This is a genomic window from Arenimonas sp. (genome assembly GCF_019459675.1).
Lineage (GTDB): Bacteria > Pseudomonadota > Gammaproteobacteria > Xanthomonadales > Xanthomonadaceae > Arenimonas.
This window is the reverse complement of the sequence record NZ_JAIBFH010000441.1, coordinates 1-11,318: the sequence shown is the minus strand read 5'-3', so window position 1 is coordinate 11,318 and position 11,318 is coordinate 1. Positions and strand designations below refer to the sequence as shown.

The 11,318-nt window shown below is 68.5% G+C and carries 12 protein-coding genes and 1 tRNA gene; 3 read left to right on the top strand and 10 right to left on the bottom strand.

What is annotated here, in order from left to right; genetic code table 11:
* Window positions 1-276: 276 nt before the first annotated feature.
* A tRNA-Leu gene (locus tag K0M70_RS14650) sits at window positions 277-361 on the bottom strand.
* A gap of 168 nt (window positions 362-529) precedes the next feature.
* Here K0M70_RS14650 and rnr point away from each other — a divergent pair.
* The 3 genes from rnr to K0M70_RS14635 are packed head-to-tail and all read left to right on the top strand — an operon-like array spanning window position 530 to window position 3,985.
* Entirely contained in the window at window positions 530-2,917 is a 2,388-nt protein-coding gene (rnr, locus tag K0M70_RS14645) for a ribonuclease R (RefSeq protein ID WP_343211222.1), read from the top strand.
* A 19-nt stretch (window positions 2,918-2,936) separates the two neighbouring features.
* Window positions 2,937-3,689 carry a 23S rRNA (guanosine(2251)-2'-O)-methyltransferase RlmB gene (gene rlmB, locus K0M70_RS14640; RefSeq protein ID WP_290783187.1) on the top strand — a complete coding sequence of 251 codons (753 nt, stop codon included), beginning with the start codon at window positions 2,937-2,939 and terminating at the stop codon, window positions 3,687-3,689.
* A complete protein-coding gene (locus tag K0M70_RS14635; protein ID WP_290783185.1) occupies window positions 3,686-3,985 on the top strand; it encodes a hypothetical protein in 300 nt (99 codons plus the stop codon). Before rlmB ends, K0M70_RS14635 begins: the two co-directional genes overlap by 4 nt.
* 12 nt (window positions 3,986-3,997) lie before the next feature.
* On the opposite strand, the gene cysK is transcribed toward K0M70_RS14635, so the two are convergent.
* The 9 genes from cysK to K0M70_RS14590 form a co-directional block, all read right to left on the bottom strand.
* Complete coding sequence (gene cysK / locus K0M70_RS14630; protein ID WP_290783183.1) at window positions 3,998-4,954, bottom strand: cysteine synthase A; 957 nt, start codon at window positions 4,952-4,954, stop codon at window positions 3,998-4,000.
* A gap of 34 nt (window positions 4,955-4,988) precedes the next feature.
* Window positions 4,989-5,609 (bottom strand): ribonuclease T, encoded by a 621-nt coding sequence (gene rnt / locus K0M70_RS14625; RefSeq protein WP_290783189.1) that lies wholly within the window; start codon window positions 5,607-5,609, stop codon window positions 4,989-4,991.
* A 45-nt stretch (window positions 5,610-5,654) separates the two neighbouring features.
* Window positions 5,655-6,308: a DoxX family protein gene (locus K0M70_RS14620; RefSeq protein WP_290783182.1), complete on the bottom strand. Its 654-nt coding sequence runs from the start codon at window positions 6,306-6,308 to the stop codon at window positions 5,655-5,657.
* Window positions 6,309-6,319: 11 nt separating this feature from the next.
* On the bottom strand, window positions 6,320-7,087 hold the full coding sequence (locus K0M70_RS14615) for a putative DNA-binding domain-containing protein (RefSeq protein ID WP_290783180.1): 768 nt from the start codon (window positions 7,085-7,087) through the stop codon (window positions 6,320-6,322).
* Complete coding sequence (locus K0M70_RS14610) at window positions 7,074-7,931, bottom strand: DUF692 domain-containing protein (RefSeq protein ID WP_290783179.1); 858 nt, start codon at window positions 7,929-7,931, stop codon at window positions 7,074-7,076. The genes K0M70_RS14615 and K0M70_RS14610 overlap by 14 nt, the downstream gene beginning before the upstream one ends.
* 10 nt (window positions 7,932-7,941) lie before the next feature.
* Window positions 7,942-8,334 carry a hypothetical protein gene (locus tag K0M70_RS14605; protein WP_290783177.1) on the bottom strand — a complete coding sequence of 131 codons (393 nt, stop codon included), beginning with the start codon at window positions 8,332-8,334 and terminating at the stop codon, window positions 7,942-7,944.
* A gap of 55 nt (window positions 8,335-8,389) precedes the next feature.
* Window positions 8,390-8,905 (bottom strand): RNA polymerase sigma factor, encoded by a 516-nt coding sequence (locus K0M70_RS14600; protein WP_290783175.1) that lies wholly within the window; start codon window positions 8,903-8,905, stop codon window positions 8,390-8,392.
* 238 nt (window positions 8,906-9,143) lie between these two features.
* Window positions 9,144-10,364: an organoarsenical effux MFS transporter ArsJ gene (gene arsJ, locus K0M70_RS14595; protein WP_290783173.1), complete on the bottom strand. Its 1,221-nt coding sequence runs from the start codon at window positions 10,362-10,364 to the stop codon at window positions 9,144-9,146.
* On the bottom strand, window positions 10,361-11,318 hold a 958-nt coding region (locus K0M70_RS14590), incomplete at its 5' end, for an ArsJ-associated glyceraldehyde-3-phosphate dehydrogenase (protein ID WP_290783172.1). The genes K0M70_RS14590 and arsJ, both read right to left, overlap by 4 nt.

Here is an 11,318-nt window from a genome sequence, read left to right as displayed (position 1 = left end):
GGGCGCCGTCGGCATTGCCGGCGCGCAGCCTGAGCCAGCCCAGGTGCCAGGCGGCCGTGGTGTCGTTGTCCTGGCGGGCCAAATGCTGCAGCAGGGTGTCGGCTTCGCCTGGCCTGCCGTCGGCGGCCAGCGCCAGCGCATGGTCGATGCGGTTGGGATCGGAGGGCATCGTGGCTGTCCGTAGGGGCTTGATGCCCTGATTGTAGGGCTTGAGCGCGAGGCGACCGAAGCGCCCGGAAAAAACAAAAGGCCCGCCGAAGCGGGCCTTTCGATGATTGGTGCCCAGGAGAGGACTCGAACCTCCACGGTTTTACCCGCTAGTACCTGAAACTAGTGCGTCTACCAATTCCGCCACCAGGGCAAGTGCTTCAGGCGCGAACGCCGTGAAGCCGCCTAAGTTAATGGCGGCCGACCCGATTGTCAACGCCCGGCACCGCATCAGGCGGCCTGACGCGGCCGCGGGTGTACCATGGCGCACATGACACAACCTCCCAAGAAGCGTGGCACCGGCGGCAAACTGCCGCCGTGGATGCCGGAAAGCGCACATACCGCCAGCCCGGCCAAGCCCGCTGGCGCCTCCAAGTCCAACGCCAGGTCCGGCGCCAAGTCCGGCGCCAAGCCGGGCGGCAAAGCCGGTCCCAAAGGCGGCGGCAGGCCGCCGTCGGCTGGCCCGGGCCGCCCCGGCAAGCCGCCGCGCGGCGCGCGTCCGGCGCACGGCCAGGCCGATCCGCATGCGGCCCGCGAGGCCCGCAAGTATGAACAGCCGATCACCAGCCGCGAAGCCATCAGCGACTTCATCAGCGACAGCAAGGGCCCGCTGACCGCCGAGGAGATCGCCAAGGCGCTCGAGCTCACCGCGCCCGATCGCTTCGAGGCGCTCACGCGCCGTCTGGCGGCCATGGTGCGCGACGGCCAGCTGCTGATGAACCGGCGCGGCGGCTATGCCACGGCCAAGAAGCTCGACCTGATCGCCGGCACCGTCATCGCCAATCCCGACGGTTTCGGCTTCCTGAAGGCCGAGGACGGCGGCGAAGACCTGTTCCTGCCGCCGGCGGAAATGCGCAAGGCGCTGCACGGCGACCGCGTGCTGGCCAGCGTCACCAACATCGACCGTCGCGGACGCCGCGAAGGTGCCATCGTCGAAGTGCTTGAACACCGCCTGACGCGCCTCACCGGCCGCTACAGCGAGCGCTCGCGCATCGGCATGGTGGTTCCCGACGATCGCCGCGTGCTCACCGAAGTGCTGATTCCACCGGAAGACCGCAACGAGGCCCGCGAGGGCCAGCTGGTGGTGGTGGAAGTGACCGCGCCGCCCGAGAACGGCCGTCCGCCGATCGGCCGCATCCTGCTGGTGCTGGGCGACAAGCTGACCCCGTCGCTGGTGGTGGAAGCCGCCATCCACGGCCACGACCTGCCGCACGTGTTCCCGCGCGAGGCGCTGGCCGAGGCCGCGCTGGTGCCGGTGGACGTGCCCGCCGCCGAAATCGTCGACCGCGTGGACCTGCGCAAGGTGCCGCTGGTGACCATCGACGGCGAAGACGCCAAGGACTTCGACGATGCAGTGTGGTGCGAGCCCAACAAGGGCGGCTTCCGCCTGATCGTCGCCATCGCCGACGTGTCGCACTACGTGCGCCCGGGCACGGCGCTGGACGATGAAGCCATCAAGCGCGCCACGTCGGTGTACTTCCCGGGCTTCGTGGTGCCGATGCTGCCCGAAAGCCTGTCCAACGGCATCTGCTCGCTGATGCCCAAGGTCGAACGCATGTGCTTTGCCTGCGAAATGCAGGTGGACTTCGAAGGCAACGTCACCGCGTCGCGCTTCTACGAAGCGGTGATGAATTCGCACGCGCGCCTCACCTACACCCAGGTGTGGAAGGCCGTGGGCGAGGCCGACACCGAGGCCGGCGCGGAAGCCATCGCCCAGGTGGGCTCGCTGATGCCCCAGGTGCAGCGCCTGCACCAGCTGTACAAAGTGCTGGCCAAGGCGCGCACGCGCCGCGGCGCCATCGAATTCGAATCCAGCGAAGTGCGCTTCGTGCTCGACAACAGCGGCGAAGTCATCCAGGCCGGCATGATGGAGCGCAACGACGCCCACAAGCTGATCGAGGAATGCATGATCGCGGCGAACGTCGAGGCCGCCAAGTTCGTCACCGACCGCCAGGTGCCGGCGCCGTTCCGCGTGCACCCGCGCCCGCCGGAAGCCAAGTACGCCGACCTGCTGGAGTACCTGTCCGAGTTCGGCCTGAGCCTGCCGCCGTGGAGCAAGGTCCAGCCCAAGGACTTCACCAACCTGCTGCGCAAGATCCGCGTTCGCCCCGACGCGCCGCTGCTGGAAACCGTGCTGCTGCGCTCGCAGAGCCTGGCCGTCTACCAGACTGAAAACCTGGGCCACTTCGGCCTGGCGCTGGAGGCATACGGCCACTTCACCTCGCCCATCCGCCGCTACCCCGACCTGCTGCTGCACCGGTCGATCAAGCACGCGCTGCTGTCGGGCGACCCGGACGGCTACCGCTACACGCTCAAGGAAATGTCGGCGCTGGCGCTGCACTGTTCGACGATGGAGCGGCGTGCCGACGAAGTCGAGCGCGAGGTGGACGAGCGCTATCGCGGTGCGTGGATGGAAAAGCACGTCGGCGACGAGTTCGACGGCGTCATCAGCGGCGTCACCAACTTCGGCCTGTTCGTCGAGCTGTCGGGCTCCAAGGTCAATGGCCTGGTGCACGTTACCCAGCTGCCGCATGACTTCTACCACTTCGACCCGCTGCGCCGGTCCCTGGCCGGCGAGCGCCAGGGCCTGAAGTTCCGCCTCGGCGACCCGGTGCGGGTGCTGGTGCTCAAGGCCAGCGTCGAGGACAAGCGCATCGACTTCAAGCTGGTGGTGCCGGACGGCGCGCCGAAGAAAAAGAAAAAGGCCTGACCAGGCAGGGAACCGCACGATGAGCAAGAAAGACAACTGGATCGCCGGCATCAACGCCGTGGCCTCGGCGCTTGAACACGACATCGAACACGTGCGCGAAGTTCTGATCGAAGCCGGCGGCAAGAACGCACGCCTGACCGAGATCGAGGAAACTGCCCGCCGGCGCGACATCTCGGTGCGGCGCATCCCGCTTCAGTCGCTGGAGGGCATCGTCGGCGCGATGCGCCACCAGGGCGTGATCGCGCGCTACGAGGCCGCCAAGCCGACCGACGAGAAAGACCTGCCGGGCCTGGTGGAAGCGGCCGAAGGCAAGGCGCTGGTGCTGGTGCTGGACGGCGTGCAGGACCCCCACAACCTCGGCGCCTGCCTGCGCAGCGCCGCGGCCGCGGGCGTCACCGCCGTGGTGATCCCCAAGGACAAGGCCGCGCCCATCAACGCGACCGTGCGCAAGACCTCGGCGGGCGCCGCCGACCGCATTCCCGTGGTCAGCGTCACCAACCTGGCGCGCACGCTGCGGGCGCTGCAGGAAATGGGCGTGTGGATCTACGGCCTGGACGGTACCGCCACCCAGTCCATCCACGCCATCGATTTCACCGGCAACGTGGCCATCGTGATGGGTGGCGAAGGCGAGGGCATGCGCCGGCTCACGCGCGAACACTGCGACGGCCTGGTCAAGATCCCGATGCCGGGCGAGATGGAGAGCCTGAATGTTTCGGTGGCCACGGGCGTGGCGCTGTTCGAAGTGGTCCGCCAACGGGGAGCAAAGGCATGAGCCTGCAGTGGTTCGATTTCGTGGGGCTGGCCGGCGTCGCCTTCGTGCTGGGTTCTTTCTATTTGCTGCAGGCCGGCAAGCTGGCCAGTGACGCCATCGGCTACCAGCTGGCCAACCTGTTCGGCGCGATCTTCTTCCTGGTGTCGATCTTTGGACCGTCGCCGGATTTCCGCGACGTCATTTCCGTCACCATCATGCAGTTCGCGTGGATAGCCATCAGCCTTTACGGCATGTGGCGCGGCATCAAGGCGCGCGCCGCCCGGTTCAGCGGCCGCAACACGCCGCCGTCCGCCTAGGGCAGCCAGCGCTCAGCCCAGGCTTGCCGCCCACTCGTCGTCGCTGCCCTCGTTGATGCCTTCGAACAGGAAGGTGCTCAGGTAGCGCTCGCCGGTGTCGGCGACCATCGCCAGCACCACGCTGCCGGGCTCGAGGTTGCGGGCTACTTCCAGCGCCGCGGCGAAGCTTCCGCCGCCGGAAATGCCGCAGAAGATGCCTTCCTTCATCGCCAGTTCGCGCGCGGTGTCGCGCGCCAGGACGTCGGTCACCGGCACGATCAGGTCGTAGACGTCGCGGTTGAGAACGTCGGGGATGAAGTCGGGCGACCAGCCCTGGATCTTGTGCGGCGCCCAGGGCTTGCCTGAAAGCAGCGCCGCGCCATCGGGCTCGGTGACGGCGATCTTGAGGTCGGGCCGCGCCAGCTTGAGCATCTCGCCCGCGCCGGTGATGGTGCCGCCGGTGCCGTAGCCGGCCACGAACCAGTCCAGCCGCTTCATGGCGAAGTCGCGCAGGATCTCTGGCCCCGTGGTGCTGCGGTGGTAGGCCGGGTTGGCCTCGTTTTCGAACTGCCGCGCCAGGAAGGCGCCGTGCCTGGCGGCGAATTCCTGCGCCCGCTTCACCATGCCCGTACCGCGCTCGGCGGCCGGCGTCAGGATCACTTTGGCCCCCAGTGCGCGCATCAGCTTGCGGCGCTCCACCGAGAACGTTTCGGTCATGAAGGCCACGAACGGATAGCCACGCGCCGCGCACACCATCGCCAGCGCGATGCCGGTGTTGCCCGACGTCGCTTCGACCACCATCTGGCCGGGTGCCAGGGTGCCGCGCTGCTCGCCGTCCAGGATGATGGCCAGCGCCAGGCGGTCCTTCACCGACGACATCGGGTTGAAGTACTCCAGCTTGGCGTACATCGTCACGCCCGGCGGCGCGAGCTGGTTGATGCGGACGATTGGCGTGTCGCCAACGGTGCCCAGGATGCTGTCGTGGATCATGGCGTGCCCTCACTCAACGTCGGGGAGGATGGCGTCAGTCTTCGTGCGCGGCCGCGAGGTCGTTCTCGGAGAACTGGCGCCAACGGTTGAGCACCGCGCAGAACAGCTGTGCGGTGCGTTCGGTGTCGTACACGGCCGAGTGCGCCTGGTCGGCGTCCCACGGCAGGCCCGCCGCCTGCACGGCGCGGCTGAGCACCGTCTGGCCATAGGCCATGCCGGCCAGGGTGACGGTGTCGAAGGTGCTGAAGGGATGGAACGGGTTGCGCTTGTGGCCCACGCGAGCCACGGCGGCATTGAGAAAGCCCAGGTCGAAGTGGGCGTTGTGCCCCACCAGGATGGCGCGCTGGCAGCCATTGCGTTTGGCCGCCGCGCGCACGGGCGCGAAGATGTGGTCCAGCGCCGCGCGCTCCTCGATGGCGCCACGCAGCGGCGAGTCGAGCCGGATGCCGGTGATTTCCAGCGACTTGGGATCGATCTCGGAGCCTTGATAAGGCTCGACGTGGGTGCTGACCGTTTCGCCCAGGACATAGAAGCCGTCACCGTCGAGTTCGATCGGCACCGCGGCGATCTCCAGCAGGGCATGCCGGGTGCAGTCGAAGCCGCCGGTTTCGACGTCCACCACCACCGGGAGGAAGCCGCGGAAGCGCTGCGACATGCGCGGCAGGGGGTTAGATTCCATGCCGGGCAGGATAGCAGAGGGTCAGGTGAGCAGCAGGCGATGCGTCCCCAGCATCAGCACGCCTGCAGCGGCCAGGGCCAGGCCCGGCACCGGAATCAGAAGCGCCAACGGTACGCCGATCACCAGGCAGGCCAAGCCCCAGGCGGACGTGTCGTGGATGCCGCGCCGGGTGTGGTTGCCGGCCAGACGGGAAAGCAACGCATCCAGGCTCAACTGGCCCGCGCCCCGGAAGATCAGCGGCAGCAGCATCACCGCGAAAATGAGCGGCAGCTTGAAGTTGCCCAAACCCTTGTCGCTGATGGCGTAGCCCTTGGCCAGTTCAGCCAGCGTCTGCCAGTCATCGGGCCAATGCACCGATGCGGTGGCCACCGCGGTCAGCACCAGCAGGGTGAAGGCGAAAAACCGCGTGCCCAGGCCCAGCAGCAGCGCCAATGCCCCAATGATCTCGAACCACGTTGCCATGGCCCAGTTCAGGTCGGGTGGCGCGAGATGGAAGGGGAACGGGAAGTTGGACTGGATGCCGGCGAACCAGTTTTCACCGCGCAGTTTCCCGACGCCGGCTTCCCAGAACTCCCACGCCAGGATCAGGCGCAGGCCCAGCGGTGGCAGCCATTCGCCAACGCCGTCCAGCCGTTCGGTGTGCGCCGTCCAGCGCTCGCTCAATGGGATGGCCATGGGTGACTCCGTCAGGGAATACGCGAGCCGAGCAGGACGCCGCCGGCGAGGAATTGACGCAGCATGTCGTGGCCCAGCGCCACGAAGGCCTCCGCATCCGGCGCCAGCGCTTCGGCGGCCAGGGCCAGCAGCTGTTGGCGGCCGGAAAGATTGGGTTCGTCCGACAGCCGCTGCAGCAGGCGGAAGCTGAGCGGGCTGAGTTCGTTGAAGCGCACCTTGCAGGTTGCGTCGCGCTGCACCAGCAGGAAGGTGGCGGCGGTGGGCGGCTGGTCGGGCTGGAAGTCCGGCGACAGGCGGTGCACCGGCCACGCGTAGGCCAGCGGCCAGGCCAGCGGCGACAGCACCGGTACGCCGGTCAGCAGGTCGCCGGCGGCGTCATGGGGCGCGTCGGCCGCGCTGGCTTCGCTCAGGTCCAGCGCCAGCTCCACCCATTCGTAGTGCGCCAGCTCCAGCAGCCACGGCCTGTCCCCGCGGCCAGCGTCGGCGCGCACCTGCAGGTACTGGATGAACTCGCGCGGCAGTTCGGGAAACAGCGGCGTGGCGGCCCGGTGCTCGCGGTAGAAGTCGCGCACCAGCGCGTGCCAGCCGTCGTCGCCAAGCAGCTTGCGGATGACCGGGAAGTTTCCGGCCAGCAGGCCCTGCAGGCTGCTGTAGAACAGGTCGCGGTAGATCGCCAGGCGGCGGTCTTCGATGCCCGGGGGTGGCGGTGCGTGGTCCGGGTCGCGGATGTGCGCGGCCAGCCGGAACTGCTGTTCGCGCAGCGACTCAGCCGCGGGCATGGCGCACGCCGGGCGTGGCATGGCGGTGCAGCACGTTGCGCACGGTGGCCACTTCGGCCACCAGTTCGGCGAAGGGCGGGAAGTTGAAGTCGCGCTCCAGCAGCGCCGGGCGCGGGCCGAACACGCGGCAGGCCTCGTCCAGCAGCGCCCACACGTCGGGGATGACGGGTGCGGCGTGGGTGTCCACCTTCAGGTCGTCGGCTTCGTCGTAGTGGCCGGCGACGTGGAAGTAGGCAATGCGCTCGCCGGGGATGGCGCGCAGGAACTCATGGGCGTCGTAGCGGTGGTTGATGGCGTTGACGTGGATGTTGTTCACGTCCAGCAGCAGGTCGCAGTCGGCCTCGGCCAGCACCGCGCGCAGGAAGTCGATCTCGGGCATGCCCTGGTAGGGCGCCGCGTAGTAGGAAATATTCTCCACCGCGATGCGGCGGCCCAGCGCGTCCTGCACCTGGCGGATGCGGGCGGCCACGTGGTGCACGGCCTCTTCGGTGAAGGGGATGGGCATCAGGTCGTAGAGCTGGCCGTCGTCGCTGCAGTACGACAGGTGCTCGCTGAAAATCGGCACGCGGTGTTCGTCCAGGAAGCGGCGCAGCTTGAGCAGGTAGGTCTGGTCGAACGGTTGCACCGCACCCAGCGACAGCGACAGGCCGTGGCAGACCAGCGGATGCCTGCGGCTGAGTTCACGCAGGCCTTCGCCGAAGCGGCCGCCCACGCCGATCCAGTTGTCCGGCGCGCATTCCAGGAAATCGAAATCACCCGGCGCTGCAGCCTGCAGCGGACCCATCAGGGCCCGCCGCAGGCCGAGGCCGGCGGCCATCGGGGAAAGGGAAGGGATGGCCGTCATGCTCGCGCGCTTACTTTTCTTCGCCGCACTTGCCTTCGCCGCACTTGCCCTCGGTGCCGGCCTTGTCGCCGCCGCACTTGCCTTCTTCGGCCGCCTTGTCGCCGCCGCACTTGCCTTCGTGCTCGCCCTTCTCGGCGCCGCAGTGGCCTTCACCGCACTTGCCTTCCATGCCGGCCTTGTCGGCGCCGCACTTGCCTTCTTCGGCCATCTTGGCTTCGCCGCACTTGCCTTCGCCGCACTTGCCTTCACCGCACTTGCCTTCCTCGGCCTTGGCTTCGGCGGCCGCCACCTGGTAGCCCTGGGCCAGGCTGTTCATCGCAAAGGCGGAGCTGGACAGCGCCATGCCGCCCAGCATCAGCGCGCCGGCAGCCATGACGAAGGGTTTCATCGGTTTGTTGGACATGGTCTTTGCTCTCTCTGGCAGATGCGGGCGGGCCCGCGGGGTGGATTGGGGTGGTTCAGCTGGAAAGATACTCGCGCGCCAATGAACGTGCGCGGTGCAGCCGGGCCTTGGTGGCTTCGCGGGTCAGGCGCAGGCGCTCGGACAGCTCTTCGATGTTCAGGCCCTCCAGGTCGCGCAGCAGCACGATTTCGCGGTAGTGGGCGGGCAGCGCTTCCATGGCCGCGGCCAGGTCGCGGGCCAGGCCGCGGTGTTCCACCTGGCAGGTGTCGGCGATGTCGTCGGTGATGGGTTCATGCATGAAGCCACGCACGCCGCGCTTCATGCGGTTGCACTCGCGCTTGACGATGCGGAACAGCCAGGACGCGAAGCACTCCAGCTGGCGCAGGTCCGTCAGGCGGCGCGAGGCGGTGAACAGGGCCTCCTGCACGGCGTCCTCGGCGTCGTTCACCACGCAGTGGTGTTCGGCGTAGCGGCGCAGGTGCTGGCGCGAGCGCGCCAGCACGCGCTCCAGCGCCGGGCGGTCGCCGGCGCGTGCGGCTTCGAGATCAGTAGTCCAGGCGAGGGTGTTCATGCGTGGGCAGGCGTCTTTTTCTCGAGCATGGACCGGAATGATCCTGCTGTCATGACTCCAAAGAGCCTGGCCGGGGGCGGGGAGGTTCACACCTTGCGGGCCACGGTTACCCGGCGTTCAGGAAAATTCGTCGGTGGCAGGCGCGGTCTTGGGCCTCGCGCCTGGCCCATCGGGCATCCGGCATCCGGACCCGGTCTGAGGCCCCAGGTCCCAGCGCCCGTATCCGGGCCCTGGGGCGTCAGGCGCGGGCACCGGCGTCGGCGTGCCGGGGCAGGGCCAGCGACACCCCGGCCGCCACGGCCACGAACGCCGCCGAAATCCACAGGCAGGCCGCCAGACCGGCCATCTGGTAAACCCAGCCCGACAGCACCGTGCCCAGCAGCCGGCCGGCGGCGTTGGCCATGTAGTAGAAGCCCACGTCCAGCGACACGCCATCCTCGCGGGCGTAGCTGATGATCAGGTAGCTGTGCAGCGCCGAGTTCAGCGCAAACAGCACGCCGAAGGCCAGCAGGCCGCCCACCAGCACGGGACCCGGGGGCCAGCCCGCGGCCAGCCCGAGCGCCATGCCGGCGGGCAGCACCGCCAGCGGCAGTGCCCAGCGCAGGGCGGTGCGGCCGTCGGGCGTGGCGCGCGTGCGCAGGCCGGTGATGGCGGGCGCCAGCGCCTGCACGGCGCCGTAGCCGATGATCCACAGCGCCAGGAAGCCGCCGATCTGCAGGTGGCTCCAGCCCAGCTGCGTGGCCAGGAACACCGGCAGCGCCACGACGAACCACACGTCGCGCGCGCCGAACAGGAACAGCCTCGCCGCCGACAGCCGGTTGATGGCCGGACTCTTGGACAGCAGCTCGCGGAACTTCGGCTTGGCCTTGGCCTTGCCCAGGTCAGGCCTGAGGAACACCACGCTGCCCAGCCACACCAGCCCCAGCGCGCCGGCCATCGCCAGCACCGCGCCATCGAAGCCCAGCGCCGCCAGCAGCAGTGCGCCCAGGAAGAAGCCCACGCCCTTGAGCGCGTTCTTCGAGCCCGTCAGCAGCGCCACCCAGCGGTACAGCCGCGCCTGCTGGTCGCCCGGCACCAGGGACTTCAGGCTGCCCTTGGCGCTCATCTTGTTGAGGTCCTTGGCGATGCCGCTGAAGGCCTGCGCCGCCATTACCCACGGCACCGTCAGCATCGCCGCGGGCACCGCCAGCATGACCAGCGCGCCCACCTGCAGCGCCAGACCCAGGTTCATCGTGCGGTTCAGGCCGATGCGTGCGCCCAGCCAGCCGCCCACCAGGTTGGTGATGACGCCGAACACTTCATAGAACAGGAACAGCAACGCCACCTGCAGCGGCGAATAGCCCAGCTGGTGGAAGTGCAGCACCACCAGCATGCGCAGCGCGCCGTCGGTGAGGGTGAAGGCCCAGTAGTTGCCGGTGACCAGCAGGTACTGGCGCACCCCTGGCGATGCGGATGTCACGCCAGGCCCACCTTGCGCGCCAGCTCGACGGTGCGGTTGGCGTAGCCCCATTCGTTGTCGTACCAGGCGAACACCTTCAGCTGCGTGCCGTTCACCACCATCGTGAACGGGCCATCGACGATGCCCGAGCGCGGGTCGGTGCGGTAGTCGATGGACACCAGCGGGCGCGTTTCAAAGCCGAGGATGCCCTTGAGCGGGCCCTCGGCCGCGGCCTTGAACAGCGCGTTGGCCTCTTCGGCGGTGGTGGCGCGCTCGAGTTCAAATACGGCGTCGGTGAGCGAGGCATTGGCCAGCGGCACGCGCACGGCGTGGCCGTTCAAGCGGCCCTTGAGCTCGGGGAAGATATCGGTGATCGCGGTGGCCGAGCCCGTGGTGGTGGGGATCAGGCTCATGCCGCAGGCGCGGGCGCGGCGCAGGTCTTTGTGGGGTTGATCAAGGATCGACTGGGTGTTGGTGAGGTCGTGCACGGTGGTGATGGAGCCGTGGCGGATGCCGAGGCTTTCGTGCACCACCTTCACGATCGGCGCCAGGCAGTTGGTGGTGCAGCTGGCGGCGGTGACGATGCGGTGTGCGGCGGCATCGAACAGGTGGTCGTTCACGCCCATCACCACGTTCAGCACGCCCGGCTCCTTCACCGGCGCGGTGACGACCACGCGCTTCACGCCCTGGTCGAGATAGGCCTTCAGGGCGGCGGTGGTCTTCATCTTGCCCGAGGCCTCGATCACCACGTCGCAGCCCGACCAGTCGGTGTCGGCGATGGTTTTGTTGCGCGTGGTGGTGATGCGCTGGCTGCCCACGATGATGGCGTCGCCGTCGTGGCCGGCGTCGTGGGCCCAGCGGCCGTGCACCGAGTCGAAGTTGAGCAGGTGGGCGAGGGTGGCCGCGTCGCCGCCCGGATCGTTGATGTGCACGAAGGCCAGGTCCGGCCAGTCCCAGGCCGCGCGCAGGGCGAGG

Excerpts from the sequence above, each read along its gene's own strand:
- cysK (WP_290783183.1), bottom strand. The coding sequence starts at position 4,954 with ATGATCCACGACAGCATCCTGGGCACCGTTGGCGACACGCCAATCGTC.
- K0M70_RS14605 (WP_290783177.1), bottom strand. The coding sequence starts at position 8,334 with ATGTCCAACAAACCGATGAAACCCTTCGTCATGGCTGCCGGCGCGCTG.
- K0M70_RS14610 (WP_290783179.1), bottom strand. The coding sequence starts at position 7,931 with ATGACGGCCATCCCTTCCCTTTCCCCGATGGCCGCCGGCCTCGGCCTG.
- rnt (WP_290783189.1), bottom strand. The coding sequence starts at position 5,609 with ATGTCGCAGCGCTTCCGCGGCTTCCTCCCGGTGGTGGTGGACGTCGAA.
- rlmB (WP_290783187.1), top strand. The coding sequence starts at position 2,937 with ATGAGCAAGAAAGACAACTGGATCGCCGGCATCAACGCCGTGGCCTCG.
- K0M70_RS14600 (WP_290783175.1), bottom strand. The coding sequence starts at position 8,905 with ATGAACACCCTCGCCTGGACTACTGATCTCGAAGCCGCACGCGCCGGC.
- rnr (WP_343211222.1), top strand. The coding sequence starts at position 530 with ATGCCGGAAAGCGCACATACCGCCAGCCCGGCCAAGCCCGCTGGCGCC.
- K0M70_RS14635 (WP_290783185.1), top strand. The coding sequence starts at position 3,686 with ATGAGCCTGCAGTGGTTCGATTTCGTGGGGCTGGCCGGCGTCGCCTTC.
- K0M70_RS14615 (WP_290783180.1), bottom strand. The coding sequence starts at position 7,087 with ATGCCCGCGGCTGAGTCGCTGCGCGAACAGCAGTTCCGGCTGGCCGCG.
- K0M70_RS14620 (WP_290783182.1), bottom strand. The coding sequence starts at position 6,308 with ATGGCCATCCCATTGAGCGAGCGCTGGACGGCGCACACCGAACGGCTG.